Annotated in this window: 21 protein-coding genes and 1 other annotated feature; of the genes, 19 read left to right on the top strand and 2 right to left on the bottom strand. The window is 41.0% G+C overall.

Going from position 1 to position 24639, the window contains the following annotated elements:
• Positions 1-110 precede the first annotated feature (110 nt).
• The 4 genes from AC2TDL_RS15710 to AC2TDL_RS15725 all read left to right on the top strand — a co-directional run bounded on the left by AC2TDL_RS15710 (position 111) and on the right by AC2TDL_RS15725 (position 9007).
• Positions 111-1304, top strand: coding sequence for a copper resistance D family protein (locus tag AC2TDL_RS15710; protein ID WP_484697012.1), 1194 nt, complete (start codon positions 111-113; stop codon positions 1302-1304).
• Positions 1305-1397: 93 nt separating this feature from the next.
• Positions 1398-1655 (top strand) — a binding site (T-box leader).
• Between the two features lie 289 nt (positions 1656-1944).
• Positions 1945-2979 (top strand): phenylalanine--tRNA ligase subunit alpha, encoded by a 1035-nt coding sequence (pheS, locus tag AC2TDL_RS15715; protein ID WP_484697013.1) that lies wholly within the window; start codon positions 1945-1947, stop codon positions 2977-2979.
• A gap of 65 nt (positions 2980-3044) precedes the next feature.
• Complete coding sequence (gene pheT, locus AC2TDL_RS15720) at positions 3045-5486, top strand: phenylalanine--tRNA ligase subunit beta (protein ID WP_484697014.1); 2442 nt, start codon at positions 3045-3047, stop codon at positions 5484-5486.
• A gap of 104 nt (positions 5487-5590) precedes the next feature.
• The gene (locus AC2TDL_RS15725; RefSeq protein WP_484697015.1) at positions 5591-9007 is read left to right on the top strand and encodes a hypothetical protein; all 3417 of its coding nucleotides are present in this window, start codon (positions 5591-5593) and stop codon (positions 9005-9007) included.
• Positions 9008-9147: 140 nt separating this feature from the next.
• On the opposite strand, the gene AC2TDL_RS15730 is transcribed toward AC2TDL_RS15725, so the two are convergent.
• Complete coding sequence (locus tag AC2TDL_RS15730) at positions 9148-9537, bottom strand: cupredoxin domain-containing protein (protein WP_484697016.1); 390 nt, start codon at positions 9535-9537, stop codon at positions 9148-9150.
• 190 nt (positions 9538-9727) lie between these two features.
• Positions 9728-10084 carry a phage holin family protein gene (locus AC2TDL_RS15735; RefSeq protein ID WP_484697017.1) on the bottom strand — a complete coding sequence of 119 codons (357 nt, stop codon included), beginning with the start codon at positions 10082-10084 and terminating at the stop codon, positions 9728-9730.
• Between the two features lie 209 nt (positions 10085-10293).
• On the opposite strand from AC2TDL_RS15735, the gene AC2TDL_RS15740 reads away from it, so the two are divergent.
• The 15 genes from AC2TDL_RS15740 to AC2TDL_RS15810 all read left to right on the top strand — a co-directional run bounded on the left by AC2TDL_RS15740 (position 10294) and on the right by AC2TDL_RS15810 (position 24599).
• Positions 10294-12654: an endonuclease MutS2 gene (locus AC2TDL_RS15740; RefSeq protein WP_484697018.1), complete on the top strand. Its 2361-nt coding sequence runs from the start codon at positions 10294-10296 to the stop codon at positions 12652-12654.
• 26 nt (positions 12655-12680) lie between these two features.
• The gene (locus AC2TDL_RS15745) at positions 12681-13103 is read left to right on the top strand and encodes a DUF350 domain-containing protein (protein WP_484697019.1); all 423 of its coding nucleotides are present in this window, start codon (positions 12681-12683) and stop codon (positions 13101-13103) included.
• 179 nt (positions 13104-13282) lie between these two features.
• Positions 13283-13810, top strand: a complete 528-nt coding sequence (locus AC2TDL_RS15750; RefSeq protein ID WP_484697020.1) for a hypothetical protein — start codon at positions 13283-13285, stop codon at positions 13808-13810.
• 251 nt (positions 13811-14061) lie between these two features.
• Positions 14062-15351, top strand: a complete 1290-nt coding sequence (locus tag AC2TDL_RS15755) for an MFS transporter (protein WP_484697021.1) — start codon at positions 14062-14064, stop codon at positions 15349-15351.
• Positions 15352-15356: 5 nt separating this feature from the next.
• Positions 15357-16277, top strand: a complete 921-nt coding sequence (gene cysK, locus AC2TDL_RS15760; RefSeq protein WP_484697022.1) for a cysteine synthase A — start codon at positions 15357-15359, stop codon at positions 16275-16277.
• 129 nt (positions 16278-16406) lie between these two features.
• Positions 16407-16619 carry a hypothetical protein gene (locus AC2TDL_RS15765; protein WP_484697023.1) on the top strand — a complete coding sequence of 71 codons (213 nt, stop codon included), beginning with the start codon at positions 16407-16409 and terminating at the stop codon, positions 16617-16619.
• A gap of 29 nt (positions 16620-16648) precedes the next feature.
• Positions 16649-17032 (top strand): spore coat protein, encoded by a 384-nt coding sequence (locus AC2TDL_RS15770; protein ID WP_484697024.1) that lies wholly within the window; start codon positions 16649-16651, stop codon positions 17030-17032.
• Between the two features lie 291 nt (positions 17033-17323).
• Entirely contained in the window at positions 17324-17824 is a 501-nt protein-coding gene (locus AC2TDL_RS15775) for an Lrp/AsnC family transcriptional regulator (RefSeq protein WP_484697025.1), read from the top strand.
• Between the two features lie 15 nt (positions 17825-17839).
• On the top strand, positions 17840-19057 hold the full coding sequence (locus AC2TDL_RS15780) for an aminotransferase class I/II-fold pyridoxal phosphate-dependent enzyme (protein ID WP_484697026.1): 1218 nt from the start codon (positions 17840-17842) through the stop codon (positions 19055-19057).
• Between the two features lie 152 nt (positions 19058-19209).
• A complete protein-coding gene (locus tag AC2TDL_RS15785; RefSeq protein ID WP_484697027.1) occupies positions 19210-19782 on the top strand; it encodes a cob(I)yrinic acid a,c-diamide adenosyltransferase in 573 nt (190 codons plus the stop codon).
• Positions 19782-20876 (top strand): RluA family pseudouridine synthase, encoded by a 1095-nt coding sequence (locus AC2TDL_RS15790; RefSeq protein WP_484697028.1) that lies wholly within the window; start codon positions 19782-19784, stop codon positions 20874-20876. Before AC2TDL_RS15785 ends, AC2TDL_RS15790 begins: the two co-directional genes overlap by 1 nt.
• Positions 20869-21228 (top strand): arsenate reductase family protein, encoded by a 360-nt coding sequence (locus AC2TDL_RS15795; protein ID WP_484697029.1) that lies wholly within the window; start codon positions 20869-20871, stop codon positions 21226-21228. Before AC2TDL_RS15790 ends, AC2TDL_RS15795 begins: the two co-directional genes overlap by 8 nt.
• 4 nt (positions 21229-21232) lie before the next feature.
• Positions 21233-22462, top strand: a complete 1230-nt coding sequence (locus AC2TDL_RS15800) for an aminotransferase class I/II-fold pyridoxal phosphate-dependent enzyme (RefSeq protein WP_484697030.1) — start codon at positions 21233-21235, stop codon at positions 22460-22462.
• A gap of 215 nt (positions 22463-22677) precedes the next feature.
• A complete protein-coding gene (gene exaC / locus AC2TDL_RS15805; RefSeq protein ID WP_484697031.1) occupies positions 22678-24198 on the top strand; it encodes an acetaldehyde dehydrogenase ExaC in 1521 nt (506 codons plus the stop codon).
• A 74-nt stretch (positions 24199-24272) separates the two neighbouring features.
• Positions 24273-24599 carry a DUF779 domain-containing protein gene (locus AC2TDL_RS15810; protein ID WP_484697032.1) on the top strand — a complete coding sequence of 109 codons (327 nt, stop codon included), beginning with the start codon at positions 24273-24275 and terminating at the stop codon, positions 24597-24599.
• The last annotated feature ends 40 nt before the right edge of the window (positions 24600-24639 follow it).

Genomic DNA, 24639 nt, shown 5'->3' on the forward strand with positions numbered 1-24639 from the left:
AGCGCAGACTGTTGCCGTTAAGAAGAAAGTAATATCTTGTTGCATTATAATCATCATACTACATTTTATGTAATTGTCGATGACAGTGAAAGCAAAGGAAGTGTAAAGTGATGGATATTTTGATATATTGTATAAAACTGCTTGTTTACTTATTGCTTATCGTAATTTCCGGAGATGTGCTAGTTAACAGCTTTGTTCCTTCGACGGTTAGCCTACAGCGGCAAGAACGATTACATAAAGGTATGAAGCAGTTAGCAAACGTTCTGTTGCTTGTGATTGTACTTGCAATCTTCGTGCAAATCATTAGCTGGACACAGCAACTTGAACCCGAGCTTAATCAGCTTATCTCGATGCTGTTAGAGGAAGCAACAGGAAGAGCATGGTTAGCACTATTTGTATCGAGCTTGCTGTTTTCACTGCTAAGCAGTAAATACTTTATGGCACGGATTGTGCTTGTGTTAGCTATGCTGCTAGCTGAAAGCTTTAACGGGCATGCAGCTGGAAATAGTGTTTTAGTTTTATTTGATTTTGTTCATCTTTCCGCTGTTTCGATTTGGGTTGGCGGAGTAATTAGTTTTTGTTGGCACTCGCGAGAAAGTAAGGAAGCGGCGATTAGCTTTTTAAAAAATTATGCTAAGCTGCTTTGGTTAACTATCGCTATTGTCAGTGCGAGTGGCTTGATTATGGCATTAAATATTTTACCTAGCTGGTATTACTTATTGTATACGAGCTGGGGAATTATATTAATACTGAAAATAGCTGCTGTGTTATTAGCGCTTTGGTTAGGTTATAAGGCGAAAAATAAACTGACTCATTATGCGGCTAATCAGAGGGAGCAAACAAACAAAGCTCAACTACTTCGTCCGATATTGATGGAATTTGCAGTACTGCTTGTTGTTATCGCCTTTGCAGCATTAATTGGCATGCTTAGCCCAATGCCAAGCGGAGAAAAAGCACTGAATTATCATCAAATGGGTGAAGAATTGCATTACACGATTAAACTATATCCTAATGCTCCAGGTCCAAACGACGTAAGTTTAAGCTTATGGACGCTTAAGGAGGAAGGAGAAATCGAGTCAGTAGAGCTTAGTTTGCAAGCTCTTGAAAAGCAAAAGGCAGTTCCAAGAGTTTTCCAGCTAGAAGCAGCACAACTAGACGATGATTTTGAATTTCCTGGCTTTAATGAATCTCGTTACACGTTAGCTGGGCTGACCTTACCTTATCCAGGCAAGTGGCAGGCAGAGGTTACTATTACGTTTACTGATGGCAGAGAAAGACAATTTAGTTTGGAGTTCGACAATTAACACAGGCTGTTGTCTTAAGTATCATTTCCCATTCGAAGGTTGCGTGAAAGGTAGCTTTTGCATATAATATAAATCATACTTTACAATTTCAGATGTAATGCGTTGAAGGAGACAAGTACGCAATTCCACTATACAGGGAGAAGCAGTCAGAGATTGAGAGCTGCTTTATAGCTTAGGCTTGCCGAAATTCACTCCGGAGCATGAGCTTGAACCTTTTACCCAGTAAAAGCAGTAGAGCATCACGTATTCCCTACGATACAGGGGTCTGAGAGTCGAGAACAGGTTTTACATGCTAAGAATTCAATAACTCGGCTGAATTAGGGTGGTACCACGGTTATTTCCGTCCCTTGGGGGATAGAAATAACCTTTTTTTGTGCAATGAGGTTTAAAAAGCGGACTTTGATGCCGAAGGATTTTCACTGAAGATAATTCGACGTCGCATTTCGCACGCTAGCGAAAGCTCCGTTGCTCACGTAGAAATAGCCTACGCTGCGCTACTCGCTTTCTAACTAGCGAGCAAACTGCTCGGACCTGAAAGCCCTGCTTTTTAAACTTTGATTGGAATGAGGTTTACAAGCGGACTTTGATGTCCCTTTTACCAATTAATAGCTGTAAGGTAGATTTAATGGAGGCGAATGTAATGAAAGAAAAATTGGAAGCATTGCGCGCAGAAGCGCTCGCGGCATTAAGCAATATTCAAGATGCCTCAGCACTGCAAGAGCTGCGTGTAAAGTACCTTGGTAAAAAAGGTGCTCTAACTGAAGTGCTGCGCGGTATGGGTGCACTAAGCGCTGAAGAAAGACCTGTTATTGGTCAAGTTGTTAATGAAGTGCGCGCTGCAATTGAAGAAGTAATTGAGCAAAAGCAAGCACAAATTCAAGCTGAAGAAACGAATAAGCGACTACGTGAAGAAACGGTCGATGTTACGCTACCAGGCCGCAAGCTTGCAACAGGTGCTATTCATCCGCTTAACAAAGTAGCGCAAGAAATAGAAGATATTTTCGTTGGTCTAGGCTATTCTGTTGCAGAAGGTCCAGAGGTAGAAACGGATTTCTATAATTTCGAGGCATTGAATTTGCCAAAAGATCACCCTGCACGTGATATGCAGGATACCTTCTATATTACTGAAGAAATTTTAATGCGTACGCAAACTTCGCCAGTACAAGTTCGTACAATGCAAGCACATCACGGTAAAACACCAATTCGTGTAATTTGCCCTGGTAAAGTATATCGTCGTGACGATGATGATGCAACGCATTCATTCCAATTTAATCAAGTGGAAGGTCTCGTTGTCGGCAAAAATGTTAGAATGAGCGATTTGAAAGGCACGTTGCTGCAATTTGCTCAGCAAATGTTTGGCGAGAATACACAAATTCGTCTTCGTCCTAGCTTTTTCCCATTTACTGAGCCTAGTGCAGAGGTCGATGTCACTTGTGCACAATGTGGTGGCTGCGGCTGTCGTATGTGTAAAGGCACAGGCTGGCTAGAAATTTTAGGCTGTGGTATGGTTCATCCGCGCGTACTTGAAATGGGCGGATATGATCCGGAGGAAGTAACTGGCTTCGCATTTGGTATGGGTATTGAACGGATTGCATTGCTTAAGTACGGAATTGATGATATTCGTCATTTCTACACGAACGATACTCGCTTCCTCAATCAGTTTGCACGAATGTGAGTTAACGGTTGTTTCTGCAAGTAGCAGCTTTAGAGCTAGAATAGTTTTAGAAGGGAAGAAGATCAATGAAGGTTTCATATAAATGGCTTCAACAATATGTTGATTTGTCTGGTATTTCAGCTGCCGAACTAGCTGAAAAGATGACTAGAGGCGGTATTGAAATTGATATTGTAGAGGCTAGAAATAAAGGAGTATCAGGGGTAGTTGTTGGCTATGTAAAGCATAAAGAAAAACATCCTGATGCAGATAAGCTTAATGTTTGTAAAGTCGATGTTGGCACAGGCGAAGAGTTGCAAATCGTTTGCGGCGCACCAAATGTAGCAGCAGGTCAGCATGTACCAGTAGCAGTTATTGGCGCTAAGTTGCCTGGTGATTTCAAAATTAAAAAAGCTAAATTGCGCGGTGTTGAATCCCAAGGGATGATTTGTTCTGCGAAAGAACTAGGGTTAAACGATAAATTATTGCCTAAGGAGCAACAAGAGGGCATTTTGGTGCTTCCTTCTACACTTGAACTAGGTACACCAATTGAGCAAGTGCTAGATCTTGACGACGAGGTGCTAGAATTAGATTTAACACCTAACCGTTCTGATGCGCTTAGCATGCTAGGCGTAGCCTACGAGGTTGCGGCACTTACTGGTCGCGAAGTAAATCTTCCTGAAGTATTTATTGCTGATACACCAGAGAAAGCAAGTGACAAAATTACCGTTTCAATTGAAAATAAAGAGCTGTGCAGTCATTATTCTGCCCGTTATATAAAAGGGGTTAAGGTGGCACCTTCACCGCTTTGGCTGCAAAATAAACTAATTGCAGCGGGAATTCGTCCGATTAACAATATCGTTGACGTTACGAACTATGTAATGCTGGAGTATGGTCAACCGCTTCATGCATTTGATGGCGATAAAATTCCTGGCGGCAACATTGTTGTTCGCTCAGCTAAACCAGGAGAAACGCTTGTAACTTTAGACGATCAAGAACGCAAGCTTGAGCCGCATATGCTAGTTATTGCAGACCAAAGCTCACCTATTGCACTAGCTGGGGTTATGGGCGGAGCTAGCACTGAGGTTACACCAGAAACTGTAAATATTATTTTGGAATCTGCACGCTTCGCAGGTTCATCCGTTCGTAAAACTTCTCGTGAGCTGGGACTTCGTTCAGAATCTAGCTTGCGCTTTGAAAAGGAAGTGGATCCAAATCGTGTCATCCCTGCACTAAATCGAGCTGCTGCGCTAATCGCTGAGCTTGGTGAAGGTTTAGTATTGGATGGAATTGTGGAACAAGTGGTTTCACCTGGTGAAGCGAAAAGAATACAAGTTTCACTAGAGAAAATTAATGCTGTACTTGGAACTAGCTTGTCCAGCATAGAAGTTCAAACGATCTTCTCTCGCTTAGGATTCCCATATGAGGTTCAAGCAGGCGATTTGTATACAGTTGAAGCTCCTACCCGTCGTGGTGACTTACAGTATGCTGTTGACATCATTGAGGAAATTGCTCGTATCTATGGCTATGACAATATCCCAACAACACCAATTCATGGGGAAATCATTCCTGGAGCATTAACGAAGCCACAAGCGATTCGTCGTGAGCTGCGCAAACGTCTTTCTGACTCCGGAATGCTAGAAGTAATTAGCTACTCCTTCACAAGTGCGAAGCATACAACAATGTTCCCAGAGCTGGCGCCAAATACGCAGGCGATTAAGCTGCTTATGCCAATGAGTGAGGAGCGCAGTGTACTAAGAACAACACTTATCGCACAACTTATTGATATTGCAACCTATAATCGTAACCGTAAAAATGAATCGCTTGCATTATTCGAAATTGGTTCGGTGTTCCATACAAACGAAGCTGTGCTAACAGAATTACCAAAAGAAAAGCATCGTTTTGCAGCATTGCTTACTGGAGAACGTTTATCTGCTAGCTGGAATCAAAAAGCAGTTTCTTACGATTTCTATGATGCTAAAGGCGTTGTTGAAACCATTGCTGCAGCGCTTGGAGTTAGCGACTATATTAGCTTTGAAGCAGCTCAACCTGAATCTTTCCATCCAGGTCGTACTGCAGCAATTATGCTAAATGTTAATGAGCAAAAGCAACTTCTAGGTTATGTAGGCCAATTGCATCCTGAAGTGCAGCGTGCTGCTGATTTGCAGGACACTTACGTAATTGAATTTGAACTTGCTCCGCTATATGAATATGCAAGCAGTGATATCGTATATAAAACGCTACCTCGTTACCCAGCCATTACACGAGATATAGCAGTTGTTGTTGCTAAGGAAATTCAAGCAGGAGATATGCTGTCAGCAATTAAACAAGCTGCCGGAGAATTGCTTGAGTCTGTTCAAGTATTTGATGTATATACTGGTGAACGTCTTGGTGCAGATAAGAAGAGCGTTGCAATTTCGTTAGTTTACCGTCATAAAGAACGCACGCTAACTGATGAAGAAGTTACTACTTTACATGAGTCAGTTGTTGCTACATTAGAGGAATCTTTTAAAGCAGAATTGCGCAAGTAGGCAGGAAACTCTTTAAGCCACATCGAATTAGTTTCTTAGAAACTTCGGTGTGGCTTTTTTTGTCGTGCACCTAGTGTTAAACAGAAGGAATGGGAGGTATATAGGTGAATACAGATAACATCGTAGTAACCGTTGATATATATGGTAGCCAGTATAAACTAAAAGGACATTCAAATGTAGAATATATGAAATCAATCGCAGCCTCGATTGATGAAAGCATGCATAAGCTTGCTAAAAGCTATCCCATTCTTGATACTCATAGATTAGCAGTGCTTGCCGCTGTTCAAATTACAGAAGAGGCTTATCGCTTACGACGTGAAAACAGCAGATTGCAGGCTGAGGAAGCTCGTTTGCATAAAACAGAAGAACAGTTACAAATTGAAAAGGGAAAACTTCAAGAGCTTTACGCACAATATGAGCAATATAAGCAGCAAATGGCGCAGGAGCTTGAGCAGCTTGAAGGTTTATATAAAGAGCAATTAGCACAGGAAACAGGAGCATTAAAACTTCAATTAGAAGAACAAGCACAGCAGTTTGAGCGTGAGAGAGAGAAGCTTGTTGCTGATCAGGTAGTAGAACGGGAACAGCTTATCCAATCACATGCTGCCGAGCTGCAAACGATTATTGAGCAATCGGCAAAACTTCAGCATGCTTTAGAGCAAAGCATTGTGGAGCTTAAAGCAGAGCATCAACAACAGCTTGCCAAGCAACAAAAGCTATTTGAAGATGATAAACGACTAGCTTTAGTTAATCAAAAAAGTAAATTTGAAGCCGAGTTAGCAAAGCAAAAAACGGATTATGAGGCAATTATTAATGAAAAATTAGAATTAGAACAGCAATATGCTGCCGAACGAGAGAAATTGCAGGAGCAGCTGCAGCTTGCCGAGCAGCGATTAGCCGAGCAAGAGAACGCTCATAATGAGCAATTAGAATTATTAAAGCAGCAAACCGAGCAACAACTTCAGCAATTGCAAGATGAGCATGCATCTGCATTAGAGGAACTTCGTTTGCAGCAGGAGCAGTCAGCAGCATTGTATGCGGAGGAGCAGCAACGATGGGCTGCCGAGAAGGATGAGCTCGAGCAGCAAATTTTAGCGATAAAGGCGCAATTAACGGAATCGACTGAACGTTTTGAATTGCGTTTATCACAAGCTGATGAACAAATTTTACTTGCTTTAGAGCAAGAGGAAGCTTTACGTTCTGAACTTAATGAGGCTTCACGTGCATTAACGCAATTAGAAGAAACGCACAAGCAATTAATTGTTCAACATGAAGAGGAGATTAATCAGCTTAAAGAACAGCTTCAAGCAAAGCATGCGGAGGAGCTTGAGCGACTACGTTTGACATTAGAGAGCGAGCATAGTACTTTGCTTGAAATAGCTCAGCAGGAGCTTGAAGAAAAGCATCAAGCTGAATTAGCATCTGCTATTGCAGAGCTTAAGCTTCAACAGCAATTGGAGCTTGAGCAGCAACGTGAGCAATTGCAAATAGCAAGTGAGCAGAAGATGCAGCAGCTGCGAGAGAATCTTGCTACAGAATATGATAACAATCTTGCGCAAACTAGACAGCAACTGCAAAGTCAACATGACGTAGAGCTGACTCAACTTCAGCAGAAGTTACAAGAGCTTCAGGAGCAATATGAAAATGCTCAGTTGCGAGAATTAGAGCTGCTTGAAGAACAGGAAAAGTTACAGGCAGCGCATGAAGCTAGCCTTGCTGAAGCCCGTCAGCAGCTACAAGCTCAGCACGAAAGTGAGCTGGCAAAGGTGCGAGAAGGACTGCAGGGGCAGCATAGCAGTGAGCTAGCAGAGGTGCGAGAGCAATTGCAAGCACAGCATGAAAGTGCGTTAGCAGAGTTACGCCAACAGTTGCTGTCTCAACATGTGAGTGAGCTGGCAGGAATTAGAGAGCAACTGCAAGCGCAGCATAATAGTGAATTAATAGAGGTACGAGAACAACTGCAAGCTCAATATGAAATACAGCTGGCAGAGACAAAAGAGCAGTTAGAAGCACAGCATAGTAATGAGCTAACAGAAGTTCGTCAGCAATTGCAATCACAATTTAGAGCTGAACTAGAGAAATTACAGCAACAATTACAAAAAATCCAAGAGGATAACGAATTATTGCAGCTTCGCGAGCTAGAATTGCTGGAGGTGCAAGAGCAATTAACTGCCGAACAGCAACAGCTACAGCAAAATCATCAAAATGAGGTTGCACAATTGCGTGAGCAATTACGGAGCACAGAACATCAATATGAGCAGCAGCTTGCAGAGCTTCGTCAGCAAATGGAAGAAGAGCACAATACTTTATTGGCTGAGCAACAAGAGAAGCTGCAGCAGCTTGAGCAAAAATATGCAAATGAGCTTGCACAACATCAATCGCAGCTTAATGCTGCTGAAGAAAATTATGTTGCTGCACAAGCACAAATTGAAAGCTTACAGCAACAATTACTTGATGAAGGCTTAAAATTGCTATCGATTGAGGAACAGGATGAGCTGCTTAAGCGTGACTTGGAGGAACTGCGTCAGCAGCGTGATCAAGCCTTGCAGCAGTATGAGCAGCTTCAGCAGGTGCATGAGCAAAAACTTAAAGCTTATGAGGACGAGCTAGCTCAGCTTGAGCAAAATAGTCAGCAAAAGCTTAAGCAGCAACAGGAAATGTTTGAAAACGAGCAGCAATTAACGATGCAGTTAATTGAGGAATTGGAAGATAATATTAAGCAATATGAAAGCAAAGCAAAAGAGCTTTCGCTTAAAATATCAGAGCTGGATGCTAAGCTATTGGAACAAGTTGCAGAACGTGAGGAGCTAATCAAGCATAATCAACAGCTAGAGGAGCAACTTGTCCAAGCGAAAGAGCAATATCAGCATTTTGAAGGTAAGCTGCAAGCAATTGTTGAGCAAAAAACGAAGCTTGAGCAGGAGCTTGAAGTTTATATTGAAATTGAAAAAGAACAAGAGGATAAGCTTGCACAACATCAAGCGGCGCTGCAAAGCTTGGAAGCTCAATACAAGTCAGAAATTGAAAAGCTTGATTCTCAATTAAAAGAAGCATTGGCTCGCAATGAGCAGCTACACAAAAAGCAGCTTGATGATGCCGCAAAAGCAGAAGAGCTATTGCAGCTGTTAGAAATGCATGCAGCGCAAGAACGATTGGCAATTAATCAAAATAATATTGCGCAAGAAAAGATAGCAAAACTAGAGCAAAGTTTGTTAGATGTTGAACAATTAAGCAATGAGCAGAAGCAAGAGCTGGCACAGCTTGAAGAAGAGCTTAAAGAGTTGAAGCTTCAAGTGAAGGAATATGAACAGCAAGCTGCAATATATGAACAACAGTTGTTGGCGCTGCAAGAGGCTGCAGCTGCAGCTCAGCAAGAGCAGTCTGCAGTTGATCTTGAACAGTTACAACAGCTACAAGATGAACTGCAAAATGTTAAGCAACAGTATGAGCAGTTGAAGCGGGAATACTCCAAGCTGCAAACTGAATATAACGAATGGATCGAATTAATTGAGCAGAGTTAACAATTAGTTTCTAAGTATTGTTAAACTAATTCGTTCTGCATTAGTAAAAAAGAAGGATGTCAGAACAACAGCGTCTTGCTGAGCGTTCTTGACATCCTTCACTGCTTTACACCATCTTATTATTTCTTACTGCTTAACTATTAAACAACGACAAGTTTTGATATCATCGTACGATGACCAGATCCGCATGGTACAGAGCAACGAATCGTATAAGTTCCAGGCTCTGAAATCGTTACAGCAGTTGGTTTGCCATTAATAATATTGTTGTAGTCAGTGCCAACAATTTCGATTCCGTGAACACCCTCAATAGAGTTGATGTTTACTTGGATCTCCTCACCTGCACGAATCGCATAATATTCTTTATCAAACTTCCAGTTAGATGCTACAATTTCCAACTCGCCTGAAACAATTTCATCCTCAGAAACTTGGATAGGCTCTTCAACGTTGTTATTTTTGTTGTTGCTTGTACCACAAGCGATCAAAACAGTCATCAATGCAAAGGTCAAAAAAAGAACTAGCCATTTCTTCATAAAATAACCCCTTTTGTTGTATACTCTCTAAAATTGTATACTATTCGTAGATGAGTTACCAGTGAATAGCCTATGACAAAGTAATGAACATTTACTGAGAAATAGGAAAGAGGCAACGTGATCAGTCCTATAAGAGTGACTGCCTGTTACCTCTTTAAAAGTGAAACATATTGTTTGCAACGAAAAATGTTTATTTTTTACGATCAGCAGCTTCGTATGGATTTCCAATCGGAATAAACAAGTCAATAATTCCGATTACAAGTGCGGCCAGAATGGCTCCAAGTATAGTAACTTCAACGCCACCAACGATGAATTGAGCAATCCAGATAACTAACGCACTAATTAAAAAGCCAACTATTCCTCGACCAAACGGTGTGACCTTTTTACCAAATATACCTTCAACAATCCAGCCTAACGCTGCGATGACTAGAGCAAGTACTAAAGCACTCCAAAAGCCACCTACTGAGAATTGAGGAACTAACCAACCCACTAGCATAAGCACTAATGCTGATACGATAAATCGCACAACATGTCCTAGAAAGTTCATACAATTACCTCCATGACATTAATGTAGTACATCGAAAATGTACTGAAAAATCTACATTCAGTATTGCCAAATCGCAAAAATATATGTATGGGATAGTACAAGAAGTAAAACTTTAAGCTATAATAAAAAAGCAAGAGGCTGCTTCTTTACGATGAACTATTCATACGCAGCAAATCAAGGATTAATGATAAGTTTAAGGAGTGTTATTGTTGGATTCAAAAGTATTGACAACTCTTGAGTACTCTAAAATTATAGATTGGTTAAAGCAACATGCCGCTACTTCAATTGGAAAATTTAAAGCAGAAGAGCTTACTCCTTCAACTGAGCTTGAGCAGGTAAAAGCTTTACTTCGCTTAACTGATGAAGCTTATGCTGCGGAACGATTAAAAGGAGCAGCGCCTTTTGGAGGAATTTTCGATATAACTTCAGCTTTGCATCGTGCGCGCATTCATGCAACTTTAAATGCAACAGAGTTGCTTGAAGTTGCCTCAACATCACGTGGAGCTCGACGCGTAAAGCGTTATATTGAGCAAGTACATGAGGAGCATGAGATTCCGTCGTTACTTTCTTTTTCCGAGCAGATTAGTGAACATCGTTCGTTGGAGGAAGAGATCTTCTCCTGTATAGACGATCAAGGGGAAGTGATGGATAGTGCCAGTACCGAGCTGGCAACGATTCGTCGTGAAATTCGCAATGGAGAAAGCAGAATTCGTGAAAAACTGGAGTCCATGATACGTTCTAGCTCTGTGCAAAAAATGCTGCAGGAAGTGATTATTACGCTACGTAATGATCGATTCGTTATTCCTGTGAAGGCCGAATACCGTTCAAGCTTTGGCGGGATTGTTCACGACCAGTCGAGCTCAGGAGCAACTTTATTTATTGAGCCAGAAGTAATCGTAACAATGAATAATCGTCTGCGAGAGCTGCGTGTGCAGGAAGTGAAGGAAATTGAAAAAATCTTGCAGCGTTTAACTGCACTTGTTACTGATTGCGTTGATGATTTTTTATATGATCAAGAGCTTATTGCTCAAATAGACTTTGCCTTCGCTAAAGCTGGACTGGCACGCCAACTAAAGGCAGTTTTGCCTAAAATGAATGATCGCGGCTACATAAAAATTAAACGCGGTCGCCATCCATTAATCGATCCTAAGAAGGTTGTACCGCTTGACATTGAGCTTGGTAATCAATATAACTCGATTATTATTACAGGACCCAATACGGGTGGTAAAACCGTCTCGCTAAAAACGGTTGGTTTGCTTAGTTTAATGGCAATGTCTGGTTTATTTATTCCCGCTGAGGAAGGCAGCCAGCTTTGTGTATTTGATAATATTTTTGCTGATATTGGTGATGAGCAAAGTATTGAACAAAGCTTAAGTACCTTCTCCAGTCATATGACTAACATCATTCGGATTTTACAGCAAATGACTTCTAAAAGTTTAGTTTTGCTCGATGAGCTTGGAGCAGGAACTGATCCAGCAGAGGGCTCGGCATTAGCTATCGCCATTCTTGAGCATATTCTTACTCAAGAGTGCAGAGTAATTGCAACGACTCATTATTCAGAATTAAAGGCTTATGCATATAATCGAAAAGGAGTTATTAATGCCAGCATGGAATTTGATATAGCGACATTAAGCCCGACATATCGTTTGCTTGTCGGAATTCCTGGACGAAGTAATGCCTTTGCAATCGCAGAGCGTTTAGGGCTTTCTCCAAAAATTATTGAGCGTGCAAGAGGCGAGGTCAGTGATGAGGATATCAAGGTGGAAAGCATGATTGCTTCTTTGGAGCAAAATCGAATTTCTGCAGAATCTGATCGAGAAATTGCCCAAAAATTGCGACTTGAGCTTGAGCAGCAACGTATAAAATATGAGCGCGAGTTGCAGAAATTTGAGGAGCAAAAAAGAAAGCTATTGGAAAAAGCACAGGCGGATGCTGATGCTGCGATTAATAAGGCTCGTAAGGAAGCAGAGGAAATTATTGCTGATCTTCGTAAGCTGGCAATGGAAGAAGCAACTTCTATTAAAGAGCATAAGTTAATTGAGGCGAAGCGTAAGCTAGATGAAGCTCAACCAGAGCTTGCTGTAAAACCAAAAGCACCTCGCACAGGGAAAAAGCAAAAAATTGTTCCTGGTGATGAGGTTAAAGTATATAGCTTAAATTCTAAAGGCCATGTCGTTGAGCTGCATGGCGATGAAGCTACGGTTCAGCTAGGGATTATGAGGATGAAAGTTAAGCTGGATGATCTAGAGGTATTACAAAGTAAGCCGCAGCAACCGCAACAGCTACAAAAACAAGCTGCAACTGTTAAGCGCACAAAAGATGATAGCGTTAAAATGGAGCTTGATTTAAGAGGTGAATCTCTCGAGGAAGCGCTAATTGAGGTTGACCGCTTTATTGATGAATCTTATCTTGCAGGCATGGGTCAGGTGTACATTATTCACGGGAAAGGTACAGGTGTGCTGCGTTCCGGCATTAGGCAATATTTACAGCGTCACAGTCTTGTAAAATCATTCCGTGACGGTGAATATGGTGAAGGAGGAAATGGCGTTACGGTAGCACAATTGAAATAACCGTGTGCAAGAAGTGAGGGGAAACGATGAATCCACAAATCGAGTGGTTGCTGGACAATGAATATTTGGCATCGGTTGTATATGTGTCCGTTGCGATATTAACATTAATTGTTTTTTTATCGATTTTTGAGCTTGTGACGCGTTATCGCTGCTGGCATGAAATCAAAAGAGGTAATTTGGCAGTTGCGATGGCAACAGGCGGAAAAATATTTGGTATTTGCAATATTTTCCGGTTTTCGATTTCGATTAACAGCTCAATTTATGAACAATTAGTATGGGCAATGTTTGGATTTGTTATTTTGCTCGTTGCTTACTTTTTGTTTGAGTTTTTAACGCCAATTTTTAAAATTGATGAAGAGCTAGCGAACGATAATCGAGCGGTTGGCTTTATTGCAATGCTAATATCCATTTCACTATCTTATGTTATCGGAGCGACGATATTAATTTGATGTATGTAGGGCGGTGTGCTTGCTTTGAAGTATTTACCGAAAGTATTAGCTTTAGTAGCATTTTTGTTTTTTGCACTAGGGATCATTTATGTGATGAATATGGAATAAATTGATTGGATTAAAATGGAATTAAAGGATTTAGTAAAATTCTTGTTCGTAATCTAGAAAGGACGTTAATAATGAAAGAACTAAAAACTGTTTGTCCATGGTGTGAAACTGAAATTATTTGGGACGAGGAAGTTGGACCTGAGCAATATTGTCCATATTGCGATAACGAATTAAGTAATTATCGCACGATCGAAATTGACGGTAGCTATTTAGATGGGGAAGACGATGAAGATGATGAGGAAGCTCATCATAATCATGATGACCATGATCATAACGATGATTGGGAGGAAGATTCAAGCATTCTTCGCTCTACTCGAGAAATCGCTGCGAATAGTCAAATCCAACGATTACTTGATGAGCAATTCGAAATGCCGGAATGCACAAACTGTCGTGAATATATGATTGAAGTAGGAGAACAAACGATTTCAGGTAAAGATCAGTTTGTTCCAGTGAAAGTGCCCAATTCCACTAAGCTGCTTATACCTGAAACAATGAAAGTAGTATGGTATGTATGCCCATCCTGCTATCGCACAGACAGCTATCTAAGCGTACAAGATCGCAAGCATATGCTTGATGCATTGGCGGAAGAGAACGAATAAGAAGGGCAGTCTGAAAACACACTCCAGCGAAGCGAATATAGGTGTCTGGAATAAGCCCTCAAAGGTAATTAAGCAAGCAGTCGGCTTTAAAAAGCGGAAAAAAGACACTATATTTGCGTAGCGCTGAAAAAGCGGTAAGAAAGAACTATATTTGCGAAGCTCCCTATTACTGGAATAATGTATAAGGTATGCGCAATCTAGGCTAAGGGTAACTTATTGTGAGTGATAAAAATTGAAGAGGAGCGATTGACATGCAAAAGACGTTAGATCGACAAACTTGGCTCCTGCTCGCAATCTATGGTTCCTTCGGCTTTGCCAATGCTTTATCAGGAACATTTATTCCTGTGTACTTATGGAAAGCAAGCGGCACTTATTTAACGGTTGCACTATTTGCCTTAGCTCAATACAGCTTTTCCGGTCTCACTTTTTACTTATGTGGCAAATGGATCAAAGAAGGAAATAAGCTAAACTGCCTGCGAGTAGGGTGCCTACTCTCGGGCGTTTTTTATTGCATCGTGCTTTGGTTGAAGCAATCAGCTAGCGAGCTGTCATTTCCACTAGGGATGCTGAACGGTGTAGGTTTAGGATGCTATTGGGTGGCATATAACCTTGTTTATTTTGAAATTACCGAGCCTGATACTCGCGACCGATTTAATGGTTTGCAGGGCTTATTAAGTTCAGGGGTAGGGATTATTGCTCCATGGCTTTCTGGACTGCTAATCAGTTTGCTTGCGGGTGAGCAAGGATATATGTATATTTTTACTGCTTCCCTTTGTATCTTTGCTTGTTGCGGGCTAATTAGCTTGTTTATTCATAAACGGCCACCGCAAGGTTATTATGATTGGCTTTATCCAATTAAGCAATGGAAAGAGCGGTCAAAGCAAAGCAAAGAATGGCGTCTAGCTTTTGCTGCTATAACTGCACAAGGTATTCGCGAAGGTGTGTTTATGTTTTTAATCAATCTAATTGTCTTTATTGCGACAAGTAATGAGGCAAAGGTAGGGAACTATACGTTTATTACATCTTTAACCTCGCTTTTCAGCTTTTGGCTTTGTGGTCGTTTATTAAAGCCGCAAAATCGCAGTATTGTCATGTTGATTGGTGCTCTATGTTTAACAGTATTTCTTGTACCGTTTTTTTGGCAAATTAATTATACAATGCTGCTTATATTTGGGATTGGCACAGCATTGTTATTTCCGCTCTACATTATTCCGATCACGTCAAAAATTTTTGATATGATTGGGGCGAGCAAGCAATCCGTCGAGCGCCGTGAGGAGTTAATTATTTTTCGTGAAATCGCGTTAACGCTCGGTCGAGTAATAGGATTAATTCCTTTTTTTATTTACATTTTATGGATCAATACAGAATCTGGCTTAGTTTGGTTGTTGCTGATCGTTGGTTCTGCGCCGCTTGTAGCGTGGTTATTTATGCGTAAATTGTTTGTTATTCAGCATAAACGTTTTGATGAGCAAGACAAGCGATTGGATGAGCAGGCTGCACCAAAAAGAAATATTCAAGCTAAGCCGCAAACAGAGGTGTAATGAAAATGGTAAAAGTAGTAAATAGCGTATTGGAGCTAGTTGGTGATACACCAGCCGTTGCGCTGCAAAAGATCGTACCAGATGATTGTGCGGAAGTGCTAGTGAAATTAGAGTATATGAATCCGAGCGGGAGTGTTAAGGATCGTGCAGCCTATAACCTAATTGCAGAAGCAGAACGGCAAGGCTTACTTAAGCCAGGAGCAACCATCATTGAACCAACTAGCGGCAATACTGGGATTGGCTTAGCGATGAATGCTGCAGCAAAAGGTTATCGCTTAATCTTAGTAATGCCGGATAATATGACTAAGGAAAGAATTGCTCTGTTAAAAGCATATGGTGCAGAGGTTGTACTTACGGAGGCATCCAAACGAATGCCGGGGGCAATTGCTAAAGCTATAGAGCTGCATGATGAAATTCCTAATTCATTTATTCCAAATCAATTTACTAATGAAGCTAACCCCGATATTCATCGGAAAACAACTGCACTTGAGATTTACGAGCAATGCAACGGCAAATTAGATGGTTTTGTCGCTTCGGCAGGCACAGGCGGAACCATTACAGGTACAAGTGAAGTGCTTAAGCAAAAGCTTCCGTCCCTTTACGTCGCAGTGGTAGAGCCAAAAGGTTCACCCGTGCTGTCTGGTGGTCAGCCTGGTCCACATAAACTAGTAGGAACAAGTCCTGGCTTTATTCCTGAAATTTTAAATACTGCGATTTATGATGAAATTATTACTGTAGCTGATGATGATGCCATTGACACAATGCGTCGTTTAGCAAGAGAAGAAGGGCTGCTCCTAGGTCCGTCATCTGGTGCTACTGTATGGGCGGCAATTGAACTTGGTAAACGATTAGGAAAAGGGAAAAGAGTGCTTTGTATTGCGCCAGACACTGGAGAACGCTATTTAAGCATGAATCTATTTACTTAACGAGATGATATTGCCTGTATAGCTGCTTACTCCAAGAAGCATACTATTGGGGTAGCTACTGCTTCTTACTAGCGTTATGTTTTTATGTTTTAATGCAGAGCTACGTAAAAACTCTGAGGAGGAAGTTCAATGCAAGCGATGACGAACAAAGAGCTTGAGTATTTGATCGACTCAATGTCCAACGAAGATATGCAGATCAAACTCTGTGCGGCTGCGATCGCAGAAGCAACTAATCCAGAAATTAAAGACTACTGTGAATCAATGCTTAAAACACACCAAGCAAACTATGCTACGTTGCTTCAAGCTCTAGAGCAGCATCAATCCGTTGCTCCAACGAACTAACAACTTATGAAACGGAGGCTTTGCACGCTATGGCAAATGCAACATTAAAACTAACGCAGGATGATTTAGTTAGTGCTATACTGGGAGATCTAAAGCGCATGGTGCGTGAATATGCAACTGCTGCAACAGAATCAACTTGTCCTCAAACTCGTAAAATGTTTACTGACCTGCTAATTAGCACCTTGACGTTGCAGGGTGAGTTATTTACAGTGATGTCGAAAAACAATATGTATGAGCAAGCAAGCGTTGCTCCGCTTAAAGAAATTACTAAGCAAATTCAATCGTACACGTCTATGCAGATGCAAACGGCAAATTGGCTGCAGCAAGGTATTCAGCAAGGTGTCTTGCACGGTATTTCTTCAACTCCGCAAGGCATTCCAACTAATTATCAGCAGCAGCAGCCGATCCAATAAAAAGCTAGAAGCTATGGTTAAATAGCCTAATGATTTAGGAGGGTATTATGTTCAACTTTTGAGCATAATATCCTCTTTTTCATTTTTCAGTTTAGGAGCAAAAGCTTCTAAACCTTTTGAAACGTAAAAGCCTTACCAAATATTGAATACGCTACGCATTGCCAACATTTCAATTTCAATCATGCGTCTTTTTATATGTCACTTTTTTGGCTTTGCAGGATTACTATATTAGGTGTAAAATAACGTACATAGCGTTATGCTATGCCACAAATAGTGGGAAGGGGTTATTTCATGACAGGTATATCGGATTTTCAATTAAAAGTACTGGCGCTATTACAAGAAGACGCCAGAATGCAACCAGAGGTACTGGCCACAATGCTAGACGCCTCGGTGGAAGAAGTAAAAGCCGCCATTGAAGAAATGGAAAAAAATCATGTAATTATTAAATATGCGACAATTGTAAACTGGAGTAAGATGCATGATGAGAAAGTAACGGCCTTAATCGAGGTGCAAATTACACCTGAACGAGGACGTGGCTTTGACAGAATTGCAGAGTCCATTTATTTATATCCGGAAGTAAAATCATTGTATCTCATGTCTGGAGCCTACGATTTACAGGTAGAAATCGAAGGCGATAGCTTGAAGGAAGTCGCTTCTTTTGTATCAAATAAATTATCAACAATTGAAGCGGTATTATCGACAAAAACATACTTTATTCTAAAAAAATATAAACAGGATGGCATTATCTTCGAAGAAACTGAAAGTGATCATCGAATGATGGTGTCACCTTAAGAAGGGTGAAATAGGATGACGATTGATTCATCACAACAATCATCCGTATCTGTGCCAACACGTCAAATGTCCGATTATTTAAATCCCAAGGTACGCGATATAAAGCCTTCGGGAATTCGTCGATTTTTCGACCTTGTTAGCACACGCAAGGATGTCATTACGTTGGGAGTGGGAGAACCTGACTTTGTTACTCCTTGGCATGTTCGTGAAGCAGCAGTTATGTCTTTGGAGCGGGGAAAAACCCAATACACTTCCAATGCTGGATTGCCACAATTAAGAGAAGCAATTTGCGATTATTTATATTCTAGCTTCAATGTGCAGTATGATGCTGCCAATGAAGTAATTGTAACGATAGGCGGTAGTGAAGCGATTGATTTAGCATTGCGCGCTTTAATTTCTCCAGGGGATGAGATTTTAGTGCCTGAGCCATGCTATATTTCATATTCACCTATTACAACGATTAGTGGCGGGGTACCTGTTGGTATTGAAACCTTTGCAAAAGATAACTTTAAGCTTACCGCGGAATCTTTACGCAAAGCAATTACCCCGCGTTCAAAAATTTTAATTTTATGTTACCCAAGCAATCCGACTGGCGGCATAATGACTTATGAGGATTGGTTGCCGATTGCTAAAATAGTCGAAGAGAACGATTTAATTGTTATTAGTGATGAAATTTATGCTGAGTTAACGTATGGAACGAAGCATGTAAGTTTTGCTTCAATTCCGGGAATGAAAGATCGCACGATTCTTGTTAGCGGTTTTGCTAAAGCGTTTGCGATGACTGGTTGGCGGTTAGGTTATGCTTGCGGACATCCAGATCTTATTGCTGCCATGCTTAAAATTCATCAGTATACCGTGATGTGTGCACCGACAATGAGTCAATACGCAGCGCTTGAAGCGTTAACAAACGGTCTTGAAGAAAAAGATAAAATGATTGAATCATATAATCAGCGTCGTCGTCTTGTTGTGCAAGGATTAAAGGATGCTGGGTTAGAGTGTCATGAACCACAAGGTGCGTTTTACGCATTCCCTTCAATAAAATCTACAGGTTTAACAAGCGAGCAGTTTGCACAGCGACTATTAGAAGAAGCCAGTGTTGCTGCAGTTCCTGGAGATGCATTTGGACTTGGCGGCGAGGGACATTTGCGTTGCTCCTATGCAACGAGTGTCGCAAATTTAACGGAGGCAATTGAACGAATTGGTCAATTTGTTCATAAGCTGAAGCAAGGCTAATCCATTGGATTTTATAGCTCGTCTTTAAATCCGACCAAGCTGTCGAATCGGCAGAAATTATTTCTAATATTGAGCAGGACGGAAACTTTACCACTTCCGTCCTGTTTTTATTTATAATAAGAGATATTGTTTAAGTATAAGGAGGGATTGGGATGAGACTATATACTCGTGGTGGAGATAAAGGGGATACAAGTGTAATCGGCGGCAGGGTAGCAAAAAATGATGCTAAAATAGAAGCATATGGCACGATCGATGAATTAAATAGTTTTGTCGGATTAGCTGCTGCTAAGGCTGAAAGACATGAGGAAACGAAAGCGTTGAGCGAGCAGTTGTATGTTATTATGCAAGAATTATTTGACGCAGGGTCTGATTTGGCATATGCAAATCCTGATCATCCATTTAAGCTTCAGATGGATGTTGTAGAGCGTTTAGAACGCTGGATTGATGAGCATGATGAGGCTGCACCAGAGCTAGCAAAATTTATATTGCCTGGAGGTTCTGAATTATCGGCTGCACTTCATGTTTGCCGAACTGTATGCCGAAGAGCTGAGCGTCGCACAGTAACTTTAGCCCAGCAAGAAAGCATCAATGAAGCGGTTCTTATTTATTTGAATCGCCTTTCCGATTATTTTTTTGCTGCAGCACGTATTGCTAACGTTCATTTAGGTGTTGAGGATACCGTTTATGAACGTAGTGCCAACGTTTTTAAGGGAAGAGGAAAGTAATGTCAGAGCGTATTCCATGGACTGGAAGAGTAGTAAAGCATCTTCAGGATGGTAAGCCGAGTAAGCAATTTGGAACAGAGGAAAATAAGGAACTGCTTGAGCAATATTACCCACCAATGACGGTTGTTGCAACGGAGCAGGATGAGGGAAAAACGATTCGTGAAGTGCTTGAGCAGGCGTTTGGTGTATCTAGTAAGCTGCTAGCTGCAGCAAGAAAAACTGAATACGGCTTAACGATAAATGAGGAGCGGGTCTATATTTCTGCGCCTGTTAAAGCAGGAGAAGTCGTTCGACTGCGATTGCTGCGTGAGGAATCCGAAGATATTTTGCCGCAACCGATGGAGTTAAATATCGTGTATGAAGATGACTATTTGCTTATTGTCAATAAGCCTGCCGGTCAAGTCGTTCATCCTACTCATGGTCATTATACGAATACGTTAGCAAATGGAGTGGTTGCTTACTGGCAAAGTAAAGGAGAGCGGTATCGTTTTCGTCCGATTCATCGTCTTGATGAAGAAACATCAGGACTTGTTGTTATTGCTAAGAACGGCTATGTTCATCAACAACTGTCCGAACAATTGCAAAAAGGGATGGTGGACAAGCGTTACGTAGCTTTTGTATACGGTGTTCCTCAGCAACTACATGGAATGATTGAAGCGCCGATAGCACGTGATCCAGCTCAGCCGCATTTGCGAACGATACTAGAAGATGGAGCTTATGCAAAAACAGAATATTGGACCGAAAATAGCTTTACCATTAAAATGATAACAGGCGAAAGTCATGGATTGGTTGATGATCAAGCCAAAGAAATTAAAGTTAGTTTGATCCGACTTAAGTTATATACAGGCAGGACCCACCAAATTCGTGTACATATGAGCAGCATTGGTCATCCATTAATCGGAGATAAGCTATATTTGAAGAAGGAAATCCAATCTGAGCATCTGGAACGCCTTATAGATAGGCATGCGCTTCATGCAGAACAAATTGCGTTTTACCATCCGATTAGTAAAAATTATATGTTATGGTCAGCACCGCTGCCTATTGATATGCAAAACCTAAAGTCTTTTTTACAGGGAGAAGAGAAAAATGAGTAAATTAACGATATATGAATATCCAAAATGCAGTACTTGTCGTAATGCTGTAAAGTTTCTAAAGGAGCTGGGCAGAGACTTAGAGCAACGTCATATTATAGAATCTCCGCCAACTGTGGATGAGTTAAAGCAATTAGTGGCGCAAAGCGGCTTAGAACTTAAAAAATTTTTTAATACATCTGGTGACTTATATCGTTCAATGGGCTTAAAAGATAAGCTGGCAAACATGAGTGAAGAAGAGCAGTTAGAACTGCTTTCCCAGCATGGTAAGTTAATTAAACGACCAATCGTAACAGATGGCAGTAAGGTCACAGTTGGGTTTAAAGCAGAGACGTATCAGGAAGTGTGGGGATAAAATCGTGGTAAAGTTACTTTCGCAGCTAGGCTCATCTATTTTTGCTGAGGTTGCAGAGTGGAAACGCAATGCTGTCAGCAAAGGGATTGATGTCATTGATCTTGGAATCGGCAGTCCTGATCGGCCACCTTCATTAAAGGTAAGGGAGGCATTAGCAAGTTTTGCTCTTCGAGAGGATCAATATGCTTATCCTGCATTAAAAAGCGGTTTGCCATTTCGACAGAAGGCTGCTGAATGGATGAAGTATCGTTTCGGCGTAGAGCTTGACCCTGCGCTTGAAATTTGCACATTAGCAGGCTCACAAGATGGCTTAGCGCATCTTGCAATGGCAATTGCTGAACGTGGTTCAATCGCCATCGTCCCAGACCCAGGATATCCGATTTATTCTGCCTCTCTTGCATTGGCAGGAGTTGAGCCATATTTTTTACCGCTTGTAGAGGAAAATAATTATTTGCCGCAGCTTGATAATATTCCCGAGGATGTACTGCGTCGTGCTTCTTTTTTGCTGCTAAATTACCCAAACAATCCAATTACAGCCGTTGCCGATTACAGCTTTTTTGAAAAGTTGGTCGCTTTCGCGAAAGAAAAAAATTTGCTTATTGTTCATGACCTAGCATATTCTGAAATGGGTTATGATGGCTTTAATCCGCCGAGCATTTTGCAAGTTCCAGGCGCAAAGGAAGTTGCTGTTGAGTTTCATTCACTTTCAAAAAGTTTTAATATGGCAGGCTGCAGAATCGGCTTTTTGGTAGGTCAACAGGCTGCAGTAGCAGCGCTAACGACATTAAAGGCGAACATTGACTATGGAGTGTTTGATCCGATCCAAGAAGCAGGCATCGTTGCGCTTGATGAAGCAATGTACGATGAGCAGTTTGTTAAAGCAAATGATGTGTATCAGTCTAGACGCGATCTGTTTATTCCTGCTTTACATGAGCAGGGCTGGGCTGTTGCAGCGCCAAAAGCAACAATGTTTGTATGGGCTAAGCTGCCTAAACTGAAGCTGGAGTATCCTAATGTTTCGACTCTTTCAAATGAGCCTCAAGAACAGCCAAGCAGCTCTCGTTTATTTGCTAAGCGCTGCTTAGAAGAGACTGGTGTTGTTGTCATTCCAGGAGATGCCTTTGGCAAGCAAGGGGAAGGCTATGTAAGAATTGCTTTAGTGGAAAATGAAGCTCGTTTGCTGGAAGCGGCTAAGCGATTAGGACAGTTTGTAAGCAAATATAAAATAGAATAGTAGTGCGTATGCCGCAGATGTCGTCAGTTAGCACAGTATGCTGCTTATTAAATGGATATATTGTCATTGCCACCTTAAAGGTGGCTCTTTTTTATTGGCTTAAAATAATTTCCATAAATTTCGTCATAATTACTCTATTGGATGAGCATAATACACTATAAAATTCAACAATATAACTTTGTATTTGAAGTAAAAACATTGGAGGAATTTTAACGATGATCTATGCTAATCCAAATACTGAGGGTTCGCTTGTACATTTTAAAGAGCGTTACGAAAACTTTATAGGAGGAGAATGGGTACCTCCCGTAAAGGGGCAATATTTAGAAGTAAAATCTCCTTTAACAGGTAAAAAGTTTACAGAGGTGCCTCGTTCGACAATCGAAGATATTGAGCTTGCATTAGATGCTGCTTATGCGGCAAAGGATGCCTGGGCACACTCCTCTGTTGCCTATCGTGCAAACATTCTAAATAAAATTGCAAATCGAATCGAAGAAAATTTAGAGAAAATTGCAGTAGCTGAAACTTGGGATAACGGGAAAGCAGTACGAGAGACATTAAATGCTGATATTCCGCTTGTCGTCGATCATTTCCGCTACTTTGCTGGTGCGATCCGTGCACAACAAGGCGGAATTTCTGAGATTGATGATGATACAGTAGCCTATCATTTTCACGAGCCAATTGGCGTTGTAGGTCAAATAATTCCGTGGAACTTCCCGCTTTTGATGGCAGCTTGGAAGATTGCTCCTGCGCTTGCAGCAGGAAATGTAATCGTAATGAAGCCAGCAGAGCAAACACCAGCCTCGATGATGATTTTACTTGAATTAATTCAAGATATTTTGCCTAAAGGAGTCCTTAACATCGTCAATGGATTAGGGGCTGAAACTGGTAAAGACCTAGCTACGAATCCGCGCATTAATAAAGTAGCATTCACAGGTTCGACAGCAGTAGGTCGATTAATTATGCAATATGCTACTGAAAATATTATTCCAGTAACTCTTGAGCTGGGCGGAAAATCGCCAAATATTTTCTTCCCTGATGTGATGGAGCAGGATGATGAATTTTTGGACAAAGCAATTGAAGGTTTAGTAATGTTTGCTTTGAACTCTGGTGAAATATGTACATGTCCTTCACGTGCGTTAATTCATGAGGATATATATGAGCCGTTTATGGAACGTGCATTAGAGCGTGTAAAAGCGATTCGCATGGGCAACCCATTAGATACGGAGACGATGATGGGAGCACAGGCATCACAGCAGCAATTGGATAAAATTATGTCTTATATTAAAATCGGTCAAGAAGAAGGAGCTCAAATCTTAATCGGCGGCGAGCAAAAAATTCTTGATGGTGATCTAAAGGGCGGTTATTATGTAAGCCCAACAGTGTTTAAAGGTACAAATAATATGCGCATTTTCCAGGAGGAAATTTTTGGGCCAGTATTATCGGTAACAACATTTAAAACATTCGAGGAAGCAATTCAAATCGCCAACGATACAATTTTCGGTTTAGGTGCAGGTGTTTGGTCACGTAATATGGATCAAGTATATCGTGCAGTGCGAGGTATCCAAGCTGGCCGTGTATGGACGAACACATATCATCAATATCCAGCTCACGCAGCATTTGGCGGATATAAGCAATCAGGTATTGGTCGAGAAAACCATTTGATGATGTTAGAGCATTATCAGCAAACTAAATGTATGCTCGTAAGTTATAAGCAATCACCAATTGGTTTCTTCTAAGAAAATAAGCATTATTAATTATAATTTAGAAAAGCCTCCGTCCTTATGGCGGAGGTTTTTTTGGAGGCGTTCTAATGGAAAAATTAGTAGCTACTGACAGAGCTATTGAAATTGTAGAGTTGTTAAAAGAGAAGTATGGAAATATTTTATTTGAGCAGTCATCAGGCTGCTGCGATGGTACTGTGCCGATGTGTTTTCCTGCTGATGGACATTATATTAGCAGTAACAAGATTAAAGTTGGAGAAATTTCGGGCGTTCCTTATTATATCGACAAAAATCAAGATGAATATTTAAGAAATATGCAAATTATCGTAGATGTGGTAGAAGAAAGAGGAGCCTCATTTTCACTTGAAAGTACACTAGGTGTAGGATTTATTATGCATTCTCGGATGTTGGAGTAGGGTGAGAATGGACATCTTTGCTAAGTTCAACACCAATTCC

It is taken from the genome of Paenibacillus sp. plas6 (genome assembly GCF_057221655.1).

What these genes read in the sequence shown, in the direction of transcription:
- pheT (WP_484697014.1), top strand. Translation starts at nt 3,045, where the DNA reads ATGAAGGTTTCATATAAATGGCTTCAACAATATGTTGATTTGTCTGGT.
- AC2TDL_RS15770 (WP_484697024.1), top strand. Translation starts at nt 16,649, where the DNA reads ATGGCAAATGCAACATTAAAACTAACGCAGGATGATTTAGTTAGTGCT.
- AC2TDL_RS15765 (WP_484697023.1), top strand. Translation starts at nt 16,407, where the DNA reads ATGCAAGCGATGACGAACAAAGAGCTTGAGTATTTGATCGACTCAATG.
- AC2TDL_RS15795 (WP_484697029.1), top strand. Translation starts at nt 20,869, where the DNA reads ATGAGTAAATTAACGATATATGAATATCCAAAATGCAGTACTTGTCGT.
- AC2TDL_RS15780 (WP_484697026.1), top strand. Translation starts at nt 17,840, where the DNA reads ATGACGATTGATTCATCACAACAATCATCCGTATCTGTGCCAACACGT.
- cysK (WP_484697022.1), top strand. Translation starts at nt 15,357, where the DNA reads ATGGTAAAAGTAGTAAATAGCGTATTGGAGCTAGTTGGTGATACACCA.
- AC2TDL_RS15785 (WP_484697027.1), top strand. Translation starts at nt 19,210, where the DNA reads ATGAGACTATATACTCGTGGTGGAGATAAAGGGGATACAAGTGTAATC.
- AC2TDL_RS15790 (WP_484697028.1), top strand. Translation starts at nt 19,782, where the DNA reads ATGTCAGAGCGTATTCCATGGACTGGAAGAGTAGTAAAGCATCTTCAG.
- AC2TDL_RS15810 (WP_484697032.1), top strand. Translation starts at nt 24,273, where the DNA reads ATGGAAAAATTAGTAGCTACTGACAGAGCTATTGAAATTGTAGAGTTG.
- AC2TDL_RS15745 (WP_484697019.1), top strand. Translation starts at nt 12,681, where the DNA reads ATGAATCCACAAATCGAGTGGTTGCTGGACAATGAATATTTGGCATCG.
- AC2TDL_RS15710 (WP_484697012.1), top strand. Translation starts at nt 111, where the DNA reads ATGGATATTTTGATATATTGTATAAAACTGCTTGTTTACTTATTGCTT.
- AC2TDL_RS15755 (WP_484697021.1), top strand. Translation starts at nt 14,062, where the DNA reads ATGCAAAAGACGTTAGATCGACAAACTTGGCTCCTGCTCGCAATCTAT.
- AC2TDL_RS15730 (WP_484697016.1), bottom strand. Translation starts at nt 9,537, where the DNA reads ATGAAGAAATGGCTAGTTCTTTTTTTGACCTTTGCATTGATGACTGTT.
- AC2TDL_RS15750 (WP_484697020.1), top strand. Translation starts at nt 13,283, where the DNA reads ATGAAAGAACTAAAAACTGTTTGTCCATGGTGTGAAACTGAAATTATT.
- pheS (WP_484697013.1), top strand. Translation starts at nt 1,945, where the DNA reads ATGAAAGAAAAATTGGAAGCATTGCGCGCAGAAGCGCTCGCGGCATTA.
- AC2TDL_RS15775 (WP_484697025.1), top strand. Translation starts at nt 17,324, where the DNA reads ATGACAGGTATATCGGATTTTCAATTAAAAGTACTGGCGCTATTACAA.
- AC2TDL_RS15735 (WP_484697017.1), bottom strand. Translation starts at nt 10,084, where the DNA reads ATGAACTTTCTAGGACATGTTGTGCGATTTATCGTATCAGCATTAGTG.
- exaC (WP_484697031.1), top strand. Translation starts at nt 22,678, where the DNA reads ATGATCTATGCTAATCCAAATACTGAGGGTTCGCTTGTACATTTTAAA.